The organism is Neotamlana nanhaiensis (assembly GCF_000943555.1).
GTDB lineage: Bacteria > Bacteroidota > Bacteroidia > Flavobacteriales > Flavobacteriaceae > Neotamlana > Neotamlana nanhaiensis.
Map to the genome: position 1 here is coordinate 416028 of NZ_JTDV01000003.1, position 19059 is coordinate 435086.

Consider the following 19059-nt stretch of genomic DNA (forward strand, 5'->3'; position numbering starts at 1 on the left):
ACATTAATACCAAATTCATAAAAGTAAAATTTAATAAAGTCGCGCAATTTTTTATTTTTGTTCAAAACTAACTACAAAAACATGATTACACAAGAGCAGTTCGATACAGAAGTTAAAATGATAATTGCTAATGCCATTAGAGAAGATGTTGGCGATGGCGATCATAGTTCTTTAGCCTGTATACCAGAGAATGCCCGCGGACGTGCAAAACTATTAGTAAAAGATAAAGGTATTATTGGCGGTGTAAATTTTGCCAAAAAAGTATTTGCTTATGTTGATAAAAATTTGCGTCTTGATGTAAAAATTGAAGATGGTACCGAAGTATCATTTGGTGATGTTGTTATGTATGTTGAAGGACCTTCGCAATCTATTTTAAAAGCCGAACGTACCGTTTTAAATGCCATGCAACGTATGAGTGCTATAGCTACTAAAACAAAAATGTTTGTCGATTTAATTGAAGGTACTGGCACAAAAATTTTAGATACTCGTAAAACAACACCAGGTATTCGCGTGTTAGAAAAATGGGCTGTAAAAATTGGTGGTGGCGAAAACCATAGGTTTGCACTATACGATATGATTATGCTTAAAGATAATCATATTGATTTTGCAGGAGGTATTACCAAAGCCATCGAAATGACTAAAAATTACCTAAAAGAAACGGGTAAAGACCTGCAAATAATGGTTGAGGCTAGAAACTTAACCGAAGTTGAAGAAATTTTACAAAATGATGGTATTTATCGTATTATGCTCGATAATTTCGACTACGAAGATACTCGTAAAGCCGTAAAGTTAATTGGTAATAAATGCTTAACAGAATCGTCTGGAAACATTAATGAAGCTACTATTAGGTTTTATGCCGAGTGCGGTGTAAACTACATTTCTAGTGGAGCATTAACGCATTCGGTTTACAATATGGATTTAAGCCTAAAAGCGGTAAAATAGCATTTGGTAAAAATTAGGTTTGTTTGTTTTTTTTTTTTGAAGGTGCTTCAACGTATACTTTTATTAACTTTGTAATAAATTAATGCGACGTATAAATGAGTAAACCTATTGAAGACAAATTAAATAAAATACCAATTATAAATGTCTTAGTTAGGTTTTTAAAAAAAATTAAATTGCCAGGACTAGTTGGCCTTTCATTTTACGATTTAATAGAACTTTACATTACAGGCATTGTAAAAGGAGCTTTAACAACACGTGCAAGTGCCATAGCCTTTAGCTTTTTTACGGCTTTGTTTCCGTTTTTATTGTTTGTACTCATTATTATTCCGTATATACCAATAGACGATTTTAAAATAGAATTTTTACGTTTTTTAGAATCGTTTTTACCACCAACAACATCCGATTTTTTCTTTACTAATATTTTCGAGAATATCGATAATTCGCAACGCGGCGGTTTATTATCATCAGTTTTTGTGTTGTCGTTGTTATTAATGGCAAACGGGGTAAATGCCGTGTTTTCGGGTTTTGAAAATTCGTATCACGAACAGTTAACCCGTAACGTATTTAGGCAGTACATGTATGCCTTAGGCATTGCTTTAATTTTGGCTTTTTTACTTATTTTAACCATTGCCGTTTTAGGATATTTTCAAATTTATATCGTACAAGGTTTGGTCGATGCCTTAAAAGAAAGTAGACTAGAGGTAGACGTAAATGGCGTGTTTTGGGCCAACGTTGTAAAATACACTTTCTTTGTTTTAATGGTTTATATAGCAACATCTACTTTGTATTATTTTGGAACACACGAGGGCAAACAATCAAAATTTTTCTCGGTAGGAGCCTTATTTACCACCGTTTTAATAATGCTTACTTCTTTTTTATTTGGAGTTTATATCGAAAATTTTAGTCAGTACAATAAACTTTACGGATCTATTGGGGCATTATTAATTTTACTTTTCTATTTGTGGTTAAATGCTAATATTTTATTACTTGGCTACGAACTTAATGCGTCGTTAAATAAGTTAAAGAAGACGTCCTAATTAGGTTTCTTTAAAATTTATAAATAAGAAAGATTAATAGGTTACCTAAAAATCACAACTTAGTTTTAAAAGCATGGAGCAACTTTTTGATTTTACATGTTCTTTTATGTTTTTTAGTCTATAAAATGTAAGATAAACTCGTTAATATGACATTACGCGTAAAAGTAAATATTTATATTTATCATGCTATTAATTAACCATTTAAGTTAGTCAGGATTTAAAAAAAAATGAAAGTTGAACTTATTTTTTAAGTTATTCTATTTACAGAGCTAAATTCATTTTATTTTATGAAACACACTTTAAAAAACTGAAAAATATAGATACATAATTTTATTAAAAGGATTAAATGAAATCCAATTTGATGTTGTCATATATTTTATGAAATTTAGTGTTATTTTGAATTGATAAGAGTGCAGTAATTGATAGTTTTTAGTGATTAATTTATATTAAAAATGAAAAACATGAGAAAAAAAATTACGTTATCAATTGTTGTAGTAGCTATGCTAGTTTTTACTAATTGTTCTGAAGTCGAAGAAGCAAAAGACACCTTAGATGGCTTAAGTTGTTTAAATAAATTAGCAAGGTTAAGCGATAATGACGATGATTATACTTGCGAGGAATTAATAAGGGAACTTAATAAACTTAAAGGTTCTTGTTCTTCTATTTCAGAAGATATTCAAGATTATATAGATGCTTTTGAAAGTAGCTGTGAAGATTAATTTAAAAGCGGCCTTTATAAAACTATTTTTCTTTTCCACAGCTTTAATATGTTAAGGTAGAACAGTCAATTCTAAAGGTTCTAAATACCTAAAGAAATGTTCAGGTTAATAATTCTTTAATATGTATTAACTTTAGCATTTTTTAAGTGTTGTTTTTTTGCTTAATAGCAATAATGCTGTTGTTTATTTAAGCTGATTAATTGAATAAATTTTAAATTGATATATTTTATGATTTAAGACTGCATAAGAATGGCAGTCTTTTTTCTTTAAAATATTTTAGGTTTTATAGGGAGTTTATATCGAAAAATTAAAGTCAGTATAACAAACTTTACGGTTCTATAGGAGCATTATTGATTTTGTTATTTTATTTATGGTTGAATGCCAATATTTTACTGCTTGGTTATGAGCTTAACGCCTCACTTCATTTTTTAAGAAAATATCCTAAAGAAGATTCGGGTATTTAGGATAATTCTTATGGTTTTTCCATCACTCTTTAGCTAAAAAAAATACATTTCATCGGTTGTAGTTGTTAGCAAATTTCCTTTTATCTATTTTCATTAATCATTTAGATTAGCTATTAACCTTAACAACCAATTATTTATGCGTAATCCCTCAACCAAAAGTCCTATTCTGATATTAGTTTTAGCATTTTTATTTTTCCTTCCAGCAAATACTTTTTCTCAAGAGAACAGATTACAACCTCCAAGACGAGAATCGAAAATTAAAAGTACCGATCACTTTGTAGAAAAAACCTTTAGCCTATATAACAAGGTTTTTGTTTATGATAGTCTTACAAGAGCTGGAGTTGAAATTCCTGTCGAGCTTGAGGATGAATTGATGGAAAGGGCTGAACAAGATATTGATAGCCTATGGGATGTTGTGCCCGATATTGTTGATGATATAGCTGATGCTTCATTTATGAAACAAGCCAAAGCAACCTTAAACTTAAACAGGGCGAAAAAAGCGCTGAAGTTTTGTGGTGATTATGTAAAAACATCCATTTTAGGAACAAAAGAAGAAGAGGAAGATTAAAAAAGAATATGAAATGAAAGACTCTAAAATAATAATTAAGCCTTTATTTTCAATTACAATCTTGTTTATTTCCTTTGTTGTCAATTCTCAAGATTATGCTGAAAATTTTAAAGGTGATATCTGTCAATGCATGCAAGAAAAGGGTGTAAACCTTAAAACAATTGACAATGTTTATGAAGATTGTTTTAATGCCAGTTTAGTATCGTATGCCAGTTTGATTGACTCTGAGTTTAATGATGAAAATGTAACCGTTAAATTTTCCAAGGGGCAAGTAAAAAGAAGGGAATTAAAGGCGCAATTTAAATATGAACTAATCTATAACTGCGATATTTATTTTAGTACAATTAATAGAGGTATTGAATTGGTGAAGGAAAAAGCGAGACTAACTTCCGATGCTTCCCAACTACAAAAACAAAATGAATATGTTGCTATGCACCCCTCATACATTTCTTATTTTCAGCGTGCTCAACTACACTATAGATTGGATGATTTAGAAAACGCAAAAAAAGATTTATTTAAAAGCATCGAGTTGGATTATTCAGGTAAAAATGACAAAGGAGCTCGCGATCAAAAATTACTTTTAGCTCAGATATATGAAGACCAAAAGCAGTTTAATAAGGCTATAGAGATTTACGATAAGCTATTTTTAAATGTTTATGATCACAAAGTTGGTCTTCTAAAAGCTATTGCGGTAAAAAAAAGCGGTGGAAAATATATTCCTTTTTCATCTGAGACTAATAAAAATTCTGTTGCAACTGAGACTGAAAACGACCAAACCTCCGCAGTTAGTAGAAGGGTAAACAATGCTTCAAGCAAAAATGTAACATTACCCGAACAATCATCTGCAAAAGTCAGGGAAAAATCTAAAGATTCAGTGTCTAAAAAGAAATTGCGTTCTCTTTTTAAGTTAGATGATTAGTGTCATAATAAAATAGGTTTTTATTATAAACACTATTACCTTTGGGTATGCCAAATTTTGTTGATGTCATTATACCCATTCCGTTGCAAAAACTGTTTACTTACAGTATTTCATCCGCTGAAGCAGATTTTTTGCAAGTAGGTGTTCGGGTAGCAGTTCCGTTTGGTAAAAGTAAAATTTATACAGGTATTGTTTACCGGATTCATACCGAAGCTCCAACTGCCTATGAAGCCAAGGAAATTCATCAAATTTTAGATGGCAGTCCCATTGTAAATACAAAACAGTTGCAACTTTGGCAATGGATTGCTAATTATTATATGTGTACGTTAGGAGATATAATGCGTGCTGCTTTGCCAAGTGCATTTATTTTAGAAAGCGAGACATTAATTTCAAAAAACAATCAAAAAACCATTGATGAATCAATGCTTAAAGATGATGAGTTTTTAATTTACGAAGCGCTTCATCATCAATCATCTTTAAAAATTCATGATGTTTCTAATATTTTAAATAAGAAAAATGTACTGCCGGTAATAAAAGCGTTAATTGAAAAAGAAGCAATTAAAGTAGAAGAAGAAGTTTATGAGAAGTATATTCCTAAACTAGTTCGATATGTAAGGTTGCATTCAAAATACAATTCAGATGAAGCGCTTCAAGGATTATTAGAAGATTTAGGAAGAGCTCATAAGCAAAAAGAAGTTGTTTTAAGTTTGTTTTCTTTGGCAGCCAAAACTAAAAAACCCGTAAAAGTATCGGATTTGTCGAGTGCTATTGATGCGTCATCAAGTATTATAAAAACTTTAATAGACAAAGAAATATTTGAGGTCTATCACATTCAAACCGATCGCGTTACCTATTCGGGAGAACAAACTGAAGCTAGTAAACAGCTTAACACGCATCAAAATACAGCATATAATGAAATAGTAGAATCGTTTAAAACTCAAAATGTAACGCTTTTGCACGGTGTAACATCTTCTGGTAAAACCGAGATTTATGTTAAATTAATAGAAGATGCTTTAAGCAAAAAGCAGCAAGTATTGTATTTGTTGCCCGAAATAGCTTTAACCACGCAATTGGTAAACCGTTTACAGAGTTATTTCGGAGAGCGCGTGGCGGTTTTTCACTCAAAATATTCAACGCACGAACGCGTTGAGGTTTGGAATAATGTTTTAAGCAATTCTAAAAAAGCACAGATAGTTTTAGGAGCGCGGTCGTCTATTTTTATGCCTTTTGATAATTTAGGATTAATAATTGTAGATGAAGAACATGAGCAATCCTTTAAACAATTCGATCCTGCGCCACGATATCAAGCGCGAGATACGGCTGTGGTTTTAGCAAATTTACATAAGGCAAAAGTCCTTTTAGGATCGGCCACCCCAAGTTTAGAGAGTTATTATAATGCTAAACAAAATAAATACGGTTTGGTAGAGCTTTTTCAGCGATTTAATAATGTGCTTATGCCAGATATAGAATTGGTTGACGTGCAAGATAAACGCAAAAAAAAGCTAATGAAAGGACATTTTAGCGACCGGTTAATAGAAGAAATGAGCGAAGCTTTAAGCGAGGGCTACCAAGTTATTTTGTTTCAAAACCGTCGTGGATTTTCGCCAATTATAGAGTGTAATACCTGTGGTAATTCGCCACAATGCCCAAATTGCGATGTAAGTTTAACGTTTCATCAATACAGAAATCAATTGCGATGCCATTATTGTGGCTATAACACCACCATGGTAAAAAACTGTATGGCATGTGGTAGCCCAGAGTTGGATAGTAAAGGTTTTGGAACGCAGCAAATTGAGGAAGAGGTAAAAATACTATTTCCAGATTATAAAGTGGCGCGAATGGACTTAGATACCACACGCGGAAAATACGGATATCAAAAAATAATTACAGCGCTAGAACAACAAGAAATAGATATTTTAGTAGGCACGCAAATGTTAACCAAAGGTTTAGATTTTAGAAATATTAAACTTGTGGGTATAATGAATGCCGATAGTATGCTTAACTTTCCCGATTTTAGAGCGCATGAGCGTAGTTTTCAGCTTATGCAACAAGTATCGGGTAGGGCTGGTAGAACAAAAGAACGTGGTAAGGTACTTATACAAACCTATAATCCGCATCACAAAATATTACAGCAGGTTTCAACAAATAACTATGCTGAAATGTTTAAGGAACAAATGGACGAGCGTTTTAATTTTAAATATCCACCCGTTTACAAACAAATAAAAATAACATTAAAACATAAAGATTTTAATAAGGTAGAAACAGCATCAATTTGGTTTGCTAAATCGTTAAGGCAAGTTTTTAAAAACAATGTTTTGGGGCCAGAAGCGCCACCTGTGGCTAGAATTCGTAATCAGTTTCATAAGAACATTTTAATAAAAATACCTAAACAGCAGTCGTTACAAAAAACAAAAGAAGCTATTATTAAGATAAATAATAGCTTCCAGAGTATAAAAGATTTTCGGTCGGTTAGAGTAATTCTAAATGTCGATAACTTTTAGTGAAACTTATGTTTTATACCTAAATAAAACATGTTTGTTAAACTAATCCAGACGAAAGTCAGGACTTAATTAAATATTATGAGTAGCTGAAAACGAGTTCAGCTTCAGAAGCTAAGCTTCTAAATATTATTTAAAGCATCAACAAGTTGTGTTTTTTTGTTTCGGCTTAACGGAATTTCGTAAGCACCAACTTCAACATTTTTACTGTTAAATCTGTCAATTTTATCTAAATTAACAATATACGATTTATGAATTCTTAAAAACTTACCTTCAGGTAATTCTGCTTCAAACGATTTCATTGTAGATAAAACCACTAAGCTGTTTTCTTCGGTTACAAGTTTTACATAATCACCAAGGGCTTCAATCCACTTAATGTCTTTAATATAAACTTTACGTTTTTTAAGGTTACTTTTTACAAAAATATGTTCACCTTCTTCTTCATTAAAGTCTAAAGTCAATCTATGTTGCTCAATAGCTTTATCAACTGAGGTGTTAAAACGTTCTCTCGTAATTGGTTTATGTAAATAATCGGTAGCATCGTAGTTAAATGCTTTAAAAGCATATTCGGTTTTACCAGTTACAAAAATAATTTGAGGTTTTTTGTTTAATACGTCTAACAATTCAAATCCGTTTAAAACAGGCATTTCGATATCAAGGAAAATTAAATCGACTTGATGCGTGTTTAAACCATTTTTTGTTTCAAGAGCACTGCTGTATTCAGCAATTAAATTAAGTGACGGATGATTTTCTACTAGCTTTACAATAGAAAGACGTTGTATTGCTGAATCATCTACTACTACACAGTTTAAAGTCATAACATTTTAAATTATTTCGGTTAAGATATCGACAATATTACAATAAATTCCGCTAAAAACCAAAAATCATCGGTGAAATGTGGTTTTTAACATTTTTTTAACAATTGGGTTTTGTTACTTTTTGCAATATAAAAGAGAGAATAGTTGTCTAATATACAAATATTATTTATTTTTGCAGCCAATTTTTAATTTTTAAAAAATATATTTATGAATCATTATGAAACTGTTTTCATCTTAAATCCCGTTTTATCTGAAGATCAGATAAAGGAAACAGTAAAGAAATACGAAGATTTTCTTGTTTCTAACGGTGCTAAGATGATATCAAAAGAAGATTGGGGCTTAAAAAAATTAGCTTACCCAATTCAAAACAAAAAAAGTGGCTTTTACCATTTATTTGAGTACACTGTACCAGGAGAAGTTATTACTACTCTTGAATTAGAGTTTAGACGCGACGAGCGTTTTATGCGTTATTTAACTGTAAAGTTAGATAAGCACGCGGTAGCTTGGGCAGAACGTAGAAGAGAAAAACTAAAAGTAAAAGCGTAAATCATGGCAACATCTATAGAACAACAATCTAAAGGAAAAAAAGATGGTGAAATTAGATATTTAACACCATTAAATATTGAAACAAACAAACAAAAGAAATATTGTCGTTTCAAAAAATCTGGTATTAAATATATCGATTATAAAGATCCAGATTTCTTATTAAAGTTTGTAAACGAGCAAGGTAAAATTTTACCACGTCGTTTAACAGGAACTTCTTTAAAATACCAAAGAAAAGTATCTGTTGCTGTAAAAAGAGCGCGTCATTTAGCTTTAATGCCTTACGTAGCAGATTTATTAAAATAAAATACCGATAACAATGGAACTTATATTAAAACAAGACGTTGAGAATTTAGGATTTAAAGACGATGTTGTAACAGTAAAGAACGGTTACGGTAGAAACTTTTTAATTCCTACAGGAAAAGCTATTTTAGCAACTGTGTCTGCTAAAAAAGTATTAGCTGAAAACTTAAAGCAAAGAGCTTTTAAAGAAAAGAAAATTGTTGATGATGCTAATGCTATTGCAGAAGCGTTAAAAGCTTTAGAAGTAAAAATTGCAGCAAAAGTTGGTGCTGGAGATAAACTTTTTGGTTCGGTTAACAATATTGATGTTGCCGAAGCTTTAGAAAAAGAAGGTCAAAACATCGAGAAAAAATTCATTACTGTAACTACAGTTAAGCGTTTAGGTAAATACAACGCTAGTGTACGTTTACACAGAGATGTAATTGTAGATTTACCTTTTGAAGTTATTGCACAAGCATAACAACAAGCCAAAAGCTTAGTATAAAATTAAACCACTCTGTTACGGGTGGTTTTTTTATGCTTATATTTTTCGATTAATACCTTATATGCTTAAATTTGCGCTCCAAATTTGACGAACATTTTTATAAGCAAGTATTATTTTCATAACTTTTTTAGTCAATAAATACCAAAAACCGATATAAAAATTAAAGAGTTCGAGAATGCTATTATAAAATATGAAATATAGAAGATTAACTAAAGAGCAGTTTGAAGAATTACACCAAGAATTTATAAACTTTTTGGCAACCCAAAGTATAACACACGACGAATGGGAAAACTTAAAAGTGAATAAACCAGAATTAGCCGAAACCGAACTAGACGTGTTTAGCGATTTAATTTGGGAAGGTGTTTTAAATAAAGCTGAATTTTTAGAACATTTTGCACCACAACACATGTATTTGTTTCATTTAAAAGAAGATAAAATGCATGCCATAGTTGTGAACGTAAAAAACGAAAATATCGATATTACAACACAAGAAGGCTATGACTGGCTTCGTGAGCATTTAATGGACGATAGCGTAGAGTTTTTACAAGCCGATAAAGATTATACCGACGATAAAAATGCCGATAAGTTTAAAATGATTGAGCAAGGTGCGGTTATAACTAAAGGTGAACTTTACAGCTATTTTAATAAGTTGATAAATTAATTAGTCATTCCTGCGTAGGCAGGAATCTTTTCAATTAAAACTGTTATTTTTGTTTTTTAAAATAAGTACGGAAACTAATAAATAGATCCCCATTTTCATGGGGAATTAAATATGGCCCAAAAACCAAGTATACCAAAAGGAACCCGAGATTTTGATCCGCAAGAAGTCGCCAAACGCAACTATATTTTTAATACCATTCGAGGTGCATTTGAAACCTTTGGATTTCAACCTATTGAAACGCCAAGTTTTGAAAACTCAGATACTTTAATGGGAAAATATGGTGATGAAGGTGATAGATTGATTTTTAAAATTTTAAATTCTGGGGATTACTTGTCGAAAGTAAAACAAAGTATTTCCTATGACTTAAAGAGGGTGTCTAGAGAATTTTGTGGAGATCAAAATCTAAATGTTTCGGAGAATATAGATACTGATGATATCTTTATCGGTGTTAATTTTAAGGAATCTAAGTATATTTATCTTGACCAGAATGATATTGAGGTTATAAATAAGGCCTGTCTAAGTAGACTTCGAGAACCTGTAAAGGACTATATTAATAATCACTTTGTTGGAAGAAATTGGGATGATGGCGCCTTTGCGAATTTTGTAGAAGCTGTTTTTGAAAAACTGTTTAATTTATTCGTTGCTCAATGGTTTGTAAAATTAAGCTCTACAAAGATAGCTAATGATATTTCCGAAAAAGCACTACGTTACGATTTAACTGTTCCTTTTGCGCGTTATGTGGTACAACACCAAAACGAAATAGAGTTTCCGTTTAAACGTTACCAAATTCAACCAGTTTGGCGTGCCGATAGACCTCAAAAAGGACGTTTTAGAGAATTTTATCAATGTGATGCCGATGTGGTTGGCAGTACAAGTTTGTGGCAAGAAGTTGAGTTTATTCAACTTTACGATGCGGTTTTCTCTAAATTAAACCTTAAAGGTGTTACCATAAAAATTAACAACCGTAAAATTTTATCGGGAATTGCCGACGTAATTGGAGCTAGCGATAAGCTAATCGATTTTACAGTGGCTTTAGATAAGCTTGATAAAATAGGAGAGGAGAAGGTAAAAGATGAAATGCGCTCAAAAGGTATTTCTGATGAAGGTATCGAGAAGTTACAGCCTTTATTTACATTATCGGGTTCGTTTGAAGATCAAATTGAAACTTTAAAATCTATTTTATCTACTTCTGAAGATGGTAAAAAAGGCATTGAAGAATTAGCATTTATTGATGCGGCTGTTAAAGAACTAGGTCTTTCCACAGCTACATTACAATTAGATGTTACTTTGGCACGTGGTCTTAACTATTACACTGGCGCTATATTTGAAGTGTCGGCACCAGATGGTGTAAACATGGGATCCATTGGTGGCGGTGGTCGTTACGACGATTTAACGGGCATTTTTGGGTTAAAAAATATGAGTGGTGTTGGGATTAGCTTTGGGTTGGATAGAATTTATTTGGTTTTAGAAGAACTTGATTTATTCCCCGAAACCGTTAATAACAACGTAGACGTATTGTTTATAAACTTTGGCGACAAGGAAGCTTTATTTAGTTTGAAAGCTATTAAAAAGCTAAGAATTGATGGTATAAACGCCGAATTATATCCTGATGCTGCCAAAATGAAAAAGCAGATGACGCACGCCAACCGCAGAAATATTCCATACGTTGTGCTTGTAGGCGAAGAAGAAATAGCCTCGGAAACTTATACTTTAAAGCACATGATAACTGGAGAGCAGTTTAAGGTAACAATAGATGAATTAATAAAACAGATTAAATAGTAAGTAAAATTTAGAATAATAAAAAAAGCACTAAAATTAATTTTTTAGTGCTTTTTTTGTTTAATTATATTATATATACTTATGACTAATTTACAAACCAGTCATAAACTGTTTTAATACCGTCTTCAAGTTCTATTTTGTGTTTCCAACCTAGGTTGTGAAGTTTTGATGGATCGGTTAGTTTTTTCATGGTGCCATCTGGCTTTTCAGTGTTAAAGTAAAGTTCTCCTTCAAACCCAATAATTGATTTTATTAGTTCTGCTAAAGCTTTAATACTAATGTCTTTTCCTGTGCCAATGTTAATATGTGTATTTCGTACTTCTTTACTGGTGGCATCAAAACAATCACTAAAATTTCTGTTTTCCATTAAAAAAACGCAAGCGTCCGCCATATCTTCACTCCATAAAAATTCACGCATAGGGTTTCCGCTACCCCAAACCTCTAATTGTACGGTTTCATTATTCTGTTTTATACCATATTTGTTTAGAATATTTAAAATGTCTGTTTCTGAAGCTTCTCCGCTAATTCCTTCAATTGGCATTTTATTTAAATCATCTTTAATGGCGTTAAAATCATTATTAAATAACGCTTTTCCAAGATGCATTTTTCTAATTAAAGCTGGTAAAACATGCGATTTTTCCAAATCGAAATTATCGTTTGGTCCATACAAGTTTGTAGGCATAACCGAGATAAAATTGGTGCTATACTGTAAATTATAGCTTTCACACATTTTAATGCCCGCTATTTTTGCAATGGCGTAAGGCTCATTTGTATATTCTAATGTATCCGTAAGTAAATAATCTTCTTTCATTGGTTGCGGACAATTTTTAGGATAAATACAAGTACTTCCTAAAAACATAAGCTTTTTTACACCATGTAAATAGCTTTGATGGATTACATTATTTTGAATACTTAAATTTTCGTAAATAAAATCGGCTCTATATACATTGTTAGCCACAATGCCTCCTACCTTAGCGGCTGCTAGAAAAACATATTCTGGTTTTTCAGTTTTAAAAAATGTTGCAACAGCTGTTGTATCGGTTAAATCTAGCTCCTTATGTGTTCGGGTAACAAAATTACTATATCCTTTGGCTTTTAAGTTTTTTAAAATAGCACTACCTACTAAACCACGATGACCTGCAATATAGATTTTGGAATTTTTTTCCATATAATGTTTACTTACTTATTAATAATATGATTGCAATTGAAAATTCACAACCGTTTATTCAAGTTGCTTTAAAATTTTATGTCCTGCTTTTAGTAAGTCAACATCTTTTTTCATTAGTTTAATATCAGATTGCATCATATCTTTCACCAATCCTTCTAAATCATACTCAGGAATCCAACCTAATTTTTCTTTCGCTTTACTTGGGTCTCCAATTAATAAATCAACTTCAGTAGGACGGAAATATGTTGGATCGACAGAAAGTATTTCCTTGCCAATTTCTAATTGATAGTCTTTATTAGTGCAAGCTTTTACAAAAGCTTTTTCGTCTACGCCAGAACCTTTAAATTCTAGTTCTATACCTACCTCAAGAAATGCCATACGAACAAAATCGCGTACTGTAGTTGTAACTCCAGTTGCAATTACCCAATCTTCGGCCTTATCGGCTTGAAGAATCATCCACATCATTCTAACATAATCTTTAGCATGACCCCAATCGCGTTTTGCTTCAAGATTTCCTAAATATATCTTTTCTTGTAGGCCTAAAGCAATTTTGGCAACGGCACGTGTAATTTTTCTGGTAACAAATGTTTCACCACGTCTTGGTGATTCGTGATTAAATAAAATACCATTACAAGCATAAATGTTGTACGCTTCACGGTAGTTTTTTGTTATCCAAAACCCATAAATTTTAGCAACTCCGTACGGCGATCGCGGGTAAAATGGTGAGTTTTCATCATAAAACCCTTTTTCATTTTTATTTTCTGGTAAACCTCCGTATAATTCAGATGTGGAAGCTTGATAAACTCTAGTTTTCTTTTCTAAACCTAAAATACGAATGGCTTCTAAAATTCTTAAAGTTCCTAAACCATCAACATTACCAACATATTCGGGAGAATCGAACGATACTTTTACGTGAGACATAGCGCCTAAATTATAAATTTCGTCTGGTTGACATTCTTGAATAATTCTGGTAAGATTCATTGAATCTGTTAAATCTCCATAGTGTAGTTTTAATCTTTGGTTAGGATCGTGAGGATCTTGGTATAAGTGATCTATTCTATCGGTATTAAAAAGAGAGGATCTTCTTTTTATACCATGAACCATGTAACCTTTTTCTAATAATAATTCTGCTAAGTAAGATCCGTCTTGACCTGTTATTCCTGTAATTAAAGCGACTTTCATATATTGATAAATGTATAGGTTTTAAATTTTTTCTTTAAAATTGTTTTGTTAATAGCTTTTTTAAAATAAAATTAACATAATTAATTAGTTTACGAAATAAGCTTTAGCTAAAAGGTTAAAAAAATGGATTACTTGTATTATTTCTTAGTTGTTGTAGGGTTAAATTAGCTTGAAATTGAAAATAGTGATTCTAATAATTTATATTCTTGAGGTAACGAAAATAATATCAAATTAGGTTTTGAGAGACTATCTGTTTCGTTTGAAATAGCACAAACGTAATCATTAGTTATATAAAAATTCTTAATGTTATAGTTTTTATTGAAAAGCGGCTTTGTTGAATTTATGTGGTGATAGCCATCTAAACATGGAATATCAATAAAATTACTATCAATACCTTGGCCAGTTGTTTTAACGAGAGCTTCTTTTCTAGTCCATAGTTTAAAAAATGTTTCAGTAGGTTTTACTGAATTATGAACATAGTTAATTTCGTTTTTACCAAAAACTGTCGACATAGATTCTAGAACATCATAAGATTTATTTTTAAATTCAATATCGATACCAACTGGAATATTGGCAATTGCAATTAGTCCAATTTGATGTGAATGACTTAAGTTAAAACATACTTTTGGATGTGATTTTAAAAAAGGTTTTTTATTTTTAAAAAAACTAAAATTAATGTTTTTGGGTAATGATTTTGTATAAACAGCTAGTAGTAATTTTAAAAAACTTCTACAAACAATAAAACTTAATCTGTCTTCTTTCTTATAAAATTTATTTGCTCTAATGAGCTCATCATTGTTTAAAAAAACAGATAAATTATTTATGGCATTAGCATAATTAGTAATATTGAATTTAAATATTAGAATATTCGAAGGGTTTATAAAACGCTCGAAATGAAAAATATTTTCCTCCCTTAAACTTTCAACAGTACTAAATTGCAGAAAATTGTTCGGCGTCTCTTTCATCTAGTATATTTTGTAAAATAAGCGCTGATTTTTTATCGTTTGGAGGAGAAAAAAGCTGTACATGATCTCCCGGAATGTTATGAACTTCAACCCCTTTTCGTGCTATTTTATTCCATCCAAGGAACTCCCGATCGTGCATGTAATAACTAGAATCCTCAACTCTAAACAAATCAACTTTAAAATCGCCAGGTTCTATTTTATATTTTCTAATCGCTTCCATATTCATTTTATCTAAAAGATAAGGTTGATTATTAACAGTTTCGTGTTGTTTTTCTTTACCGTATTTTAATCTTAACATTAAGTTTTTAAATGCTCTTTTCTTACTATTAATTCTAATTTTGCTATGTTCCCAACTGGTAATCATTTGGGATAATACATAGAAATTACTTTTAACTCTGTAATTTAAAGCCGCAATTTTTTTTCTAAATCGAGATTTGTAATTATATGCAGGAGATACATAAGTATCTAACATTGCGAGCATTGTTAGGCGTTTACCTTTTTTTTGTAATTGTTTAGCCATCTCATAAGCTATAATGCCACCAAAAGAGTAACCAGCTAATGCAAATGCACCATTTGGATTTTGTTTTAAAATAGCCTCTATATAATGGGCTGCCATTTCTGGAACAGATTCATGAGGTTTATCTATACCATTTAATCCTTTGGCTTGCAAAGCAAATACAGGCTGGTCGTCATCTAAGTTTTTAGCAAGTGCATTAAAAATTAAAACATTCATGCCTGCTCCATGTACGATATATAATGGTGTTTTACTTCCACCTTTTTTTATAGGTACTAGCGAATCCCAAGTTATAAAACGGTTATCCATATCTAATAAAAGGGCGAGCTTTTCAATTGTTGGATGACTAAAAAGCGACGCTAACGGTAATCGTTTTCCTGTTTCTTCTTCTAAAAGGGTCATAACCTTAACCGCTATAATAGATTGTCCTCCTAATTCAAAGAAATCACTAAAAATGTCTATTTTCGGAATGTTTAAACAGTTTTGCCAAATACTACTAACAATTTTTTCTGCTTTTGTGCGTGGCCCAGTAAAGGTCGTTTCAGGAATTTTTTCGGTTTCTGGTTTATGTAGCGCTTTCCTATCAATTTTACCATTTAAGGTTTTTGGAAGATTGTCTAAAATATTAAATTCTTGAGGCATAAAATAATCTGGCAAATTATCGGCCATTTCATTTTTAATATCGCTTATTTTAATATCACCAGGAGTTAGTCCTTTTTCTAAAACAATATAGGCTATTAATTTATTGTTTTGGGCAATTACTGCTGCAGATTGAATTTCGTTGGTTAAAGTTAAAGCTTGTTCAATTTCTCCTAATTCAATTCTGAAACCTCTAATTTTAACCTGCTGATCGGACCTTCCTAGGCATTGTAATTCTCCATTAGGAAGTAGTTTTCCTAAATCTCCAGTGCGATACAGGATAGGGTTATTGGCTATATTAGTCGAAAAAGGGTTTTTAACAAATTTTTCGGCAGTTAGCTCAGGTCTATTAAGGTAGCCTAAAGCTACGCCATCGCCAGCTATAGTTATTTCTCCAATTTCACCAGGGGATACAAGTTCTAAATTTTCATTTAAAATGTAAATTTGAGTGTTGTCAATGGGTTTACCAATGGTTATTAGGTCGTCGTTTAATTTAATTTGTTTCGTTGAAGACCAAATAGTGGTTTCAGTTGGGCCATACATATTCCAAAGCTCGTCACATAAATTTAATAATTTAGTCGCTAAGCTTAATGGAAGCGCCTCACCTCCGCACAATACTTTTAAGGGGATGTACTCTTTCCATCCTACATCTATAAGCATTTGCCACGTTGTAGGGGTGGCCTGTAGAATAGAGATGTTATTGTTTTGTAATAATTCTAATAATAAACGTCCGTCTTTGGCTGTGTCGTCATCAGCTAGGTGTAAGGTAGCTCCATTAATTAATGGTAAAAATAATTCTAGTCCGGCTATATCGAAAGACATTGTTGTTATAGATAAAAGCGTGTCTGTTTCGGTTATACCTGGTTCTTTAGCCATACTTGTTAAAAAGTTAACTAAATTTTTATGAGTTACAGATACGCCTTTAGGTTTACCCGTAGAACCTGAAGTGTAAAGTATATAAGCTATTGTTTCTTGACTTAGGCTTAAGTTTAATTTTGTTTCAGGAAAACTTTGGACAGTATTAAATAAATTGTCTATAATCAGCTTTGGTTGTTCATCTGAAAATGCGTTTTCTAAATTACTTGCAGTAATAAGGTACTTTGCACCACAATCTTCTAACATAAAATCTAATCGCGATTTCGGGAAATTGGGGTCTAATGGCACGTAGGTTGCTCCACATTGCAAAATAGCAAGAAGTATGGGAACTAGTTCTGGACAACGTGATAATGATACAGCAATTGTATCACCTGGCTCAACATTTTGAGTAACTAAATAATGCGCAATTTGATTGGTCTTTACAGATAATTCACTGTATTTAAAGCTATTTTCTTTAAAAGTAAAAGCTAAATTATTTGGTGTTTTGTTTGCTTGGTTATCAAATAATTCATGAAGCAAAAGGTTTGGAAAAGCCGATTGCGTATTATTTAATAAATTATATTTATCGGAGTTTTTATTTTCAAATATTTGGTTTAATGGTACATCTGGTGCTTCAATTAAATTGTTGATTAAAACTTCAAAGTTACCCATCATGTTTTTAATACTACTCGGCTTAAATAAGGATGTATTAAAATTTACACCTAAATTAGGCCCATCTTTAAGGAGGTGAGCTTGTAATTCAATTTCAAAAGTGGCGTAATTTCTATATGTTTTTAACAATTCATGTTTTACTCCTTCAAAAGAAAACGTTCCTTCTAGTCCGTTATTCAGCTCAATATTAACCATTACAGGAACTAAAGGAATTCTTGAAAAATCACGAGGAACTTTAAGCTTTTGAAGTAAATGGCCAAAACTAATACCTTGATTTTCGTAAGCATCGTAAAGGCTAGTTTTTTTGCTATTTAAATATTCATTAAAGGATACTGTTTTATCAATTTTACTTCTTAATGGCAGAACATTGGCGGTATGGCCAATCATACCTATCATGTTATATTCGGCTTGTCGTGATGTGCTTAAACCAACAACTAAATCGTTTTGTTTGGTTAATTGATTTAGAAAAATTTCGAAAGCACTTAAAAAGGTAGTTACTAAACTAGCCCCATTTTGTATACCAACTTCTTTTAATTTTTCTAATGTACTTGGTTTAAGTTTATGGTGTAAAATCCCGTTGTTATATGTTCTAATTTTAGGACGGTCAAAATCAAGAGGTAAGTTAACCTCTGGGATGGAGTTTTGATACATGTTTAGCCAAAACGCTTCCGATTTATTAAAAGCATCACTATTTAAAAATAGATTTTCTTTTATGGCAAATTCGCTATACGGTTTAATTTCAGGGAGTTCTGGCTCTTTGTTTAAGGTATATGCCGAATAACATAAACTAAGTTCTCTTAAAAAACTATCAACAGATAGTCCATCACAAATGCCATGGAAAAAATTGATTAGTAGATAATATTCTGAGGTGTTACTTTTTAATAAATTAATATTAAACAATGGACCGTGAATTATATCGAATAAAAAATCGGCATTATTTTTAATTTTTTCATCAATAATTTCCTGGGCTTCGGTTGAAGGTAAACTCGAAAGGTCATCATAATTAATTTCGAAGTCAATATCTGTAAAGATATTCATATACTCGCCGTTTTCGCTAAAACTAGATCTTAACGATTCATGGCGTTTTATTAAAGTTTTAACAGCAAGATTTAAGGCATCAACATTTAATTGTCCATTAAATTTTAAGGTGCACGGAATATTAAAGGCTTTTTTTGCATCATCACCACCTAATTTGCAATCTAATAAAATTTCAAATTGAGCTTTAGTTGTTTTAATAACATGCTCAATTTCAGGGCCATAAAAGGGGTTGAATGCGGTGTTTTTTGGTATGTCGGTTAATTTACTCATTACTTGGTTAATAGCTGGAAT

General features: G+C 31.5%; 16 protein-coding genes and 1 pseudogene. 12 read left to right on the forward strand and 5 right to left on the reverse strand.

Annotated elements, in window-relative coordinates:
* The first annotated feature begins 81 nt into the window (after positions 1-81).
* The 7 genes and pseudogenes from nadC (at position 82) to priA (ending at position 7150) form a co-directional block, all read left to right on the forward strand.
* Positions 82-942 carry a carboxylating nicotinate-nucleotide diphosphorylase gene (gene nadC / locus PK35_RS07270; protein ID WP_044626020.1) on the forward strand — a complete coding sequence of 287 codons (861 nt, stop codon included), beginning with the start codon at positions 82-84 and terminating at the stop codon, positions 940-942.
* 95 nt (positions 943-1037) lie between these two features.
* Entirely contained in the window at positions 1038-1979 is a 942-nt protein-coding gene (locus tag PK35_RS07275; RefSeq protein WP_044626021.1) for a YihY/virulence factor BrkB family protein, read from the forward strand.
* Between the two features lie 452 nt (positions 1980-2431).
* Complete coding sequence (locus tag PK35_RS07280; RefSeq protein WP_044626022.1) at positions 2432-2698, forward strand: hypothetical protein; 267 nt, start codon at positions 2432-2434, stop codon at positions 2696-2698.
* 289 nt (positions 2699-2987) lie between these two features.
* Positions 2988-3162 (forward strand): annotated as a pseudogene (locus PK35_RS17510) (YhjD/YihY/BrkB family envelope integrity protein); the annotation flags it as partial.
* 136 nt (positions 3163-3298) lie between these two features.
* Positions 3299-3730: a hypothetical protein gene (locus PK35_RS07285; RefSeq protein ID WP_044626023.1), complete on the forward strand. Its 432-nt coding sequence runs from the start codon at positions 3299-3301 to the stop codon at positions 3728-3730.
* A 13-nt stretch (positions 3731-3743) separates the two neighbouring features.
* Positions 3744-4649, forward strand: a complete 906-nt coding sequence (locus tag PK35_RS07290) for a tetratricopeptide repeat protein (RefSeq protein WP_044626024.1) — start codon at positions 3744-3746, stop codon at positions 4647-4649.
* 47 nt (positions 4650-4696) lie between these two features.
* Positions 4697-7150, forward strand: coding sequence for a replication restart helicase PriA (gene priA, locus PK35_RS07295; RefSeq protein ID WP_044626025.1), 2454 nt, complete (start codon positions 4697-4699; stop codon positions 7148-7150).
* 119 nt (positions 7151-7269) lie between these two features.
* Here priA and PK35_RS07300 read toward each other — a convergent pair whose 3' ends face one another.
* Positions 7270-7965 (reverse strand): LytR/AlgR family response regulator transcription factor, encoded by a 696-nt coding sequence (locus PK35_RS07300; RefSeq protein ID WP_044626026.1) that lies wholly within the window; start codon positions 7963-7965, stop codon positions 7270-7272.
* Positions 7966-8172: 207 nt separating this feature from the next.
* On the opposite strand from PK35_RS07300, the gene rpsF reads away from it, so the two are divergent.
* The 5 genes from rpsF (at position 8173) to hisS (ending at position 11735) form a co-directional block, all read left to right on the forward strand.
* Entirely contained in the window at positions 8173-8511 is a 339-nt protein-coding gene (gene rpsF, locus PK35_RS07305; protein WP_044626027.1) for a 30S ribosomal protein S6, read from the forward strand.
* A 3-nt stretch (positions 8512-8514) separates the two neighbouring features.
* A complete protein-coding gene (gene rpsR, locus PK35_RS07310) occupies positions 8515-8814 on the forward strand; it encodes a 30S ribosomal protein S18 (RefSeq protein WP_042245715.1) in 300 nt (99 codons plus the stop codon).
* Positions 8815-8827: 13 nt separating this feature from the next.
* On the forward strand, positions 8828-9271 hold the full coding sequence (rplI, locus tag PK35_RS07315) for a 50S ribosomal protein L9 (protein WP_044626028.1): 444 nt from the start codon (positions 8828-8830) through the stop codon (positions 9269-9271).
* A 214-nt stretch (positions 9272-9485) separates the two neighbouring features.
* Positions 9486-9956, forward strand: a complete 471-nt coding sequence (locus PK35_RS07320) for a DUF6495 family protein (RefSeq protein ID WP_044626029.1) — start codon at positions 9486-9488, stop codon at positions 9954-9956.
* A 111-nt stretch (positions 9957-10067) separates the two neighbouring features.
* Entirely contained in the window at positions 10068-11735 is a 1668-nt protein-coding gene (gene hisS, locus PK35_RS07325) for a histidine--tRNA ligase (RefSeq protein WP_044626030.1), read from the forward strand.
* 85 nt (positions 11736-11820) lie between these two features.
* Here the strand turns inward: hisS and PK35_RS07330 are convergent, their stop codons facing one another.
* From PK35_RS07330 to PK35_RS07345, 4 genes are all read right to left on the reverse strand, one after another.
* Positions 11821-12903 (reverse strand): GDP-L-fucose synthase family protein, encoded by a 1083-nt coding sequence (locus PK35_RS07330; RefSeq protein WP_044626031.1) that lies wholly within the window; start codon positions 12901-12903, stop codon positions 11821-11823.
* Between the two features lie 54 nt (positions 12904-12957).
* Positions 12958-14085, reverse strand: coding sequence for a GDP-mannose 4,6-dehydratase (gmd, locus tag PK35_RS07335; protein WP_044626032.1), 1128 nt, complete (start codon positions 14083-14085; stop codon positions 12958-12960).
* A 164-nt stretch (positions 14086-14249) separates the two neighbouring features.
* The gene (locus PK35_RS07340) at positions 14250-15050 is read right to left on the reverse strand and encodes a 4'-phosphopantetheinyl transferase family protein (protein ID WP_044626033.1); all 801 of its coding nucleotides are present in this window, start codon (positions 15048-15050) and stop codon (positions 14250-14252) included.
* Entirely contained in the window at positions 15016-19038 is a 4023-nt protein-coding gene (locus PK35_RS07345) for a non-ribosomal peptide synthetase (RefSeq protein ID WP_044626034.1), read from the reverse strand. Before PK35_RS07345 ends, PK35_RS07340 begins: the two co-directional genes overlap by 35 nt.
* Positions 19039-19059: the final 21 nt, after the last annotated feature.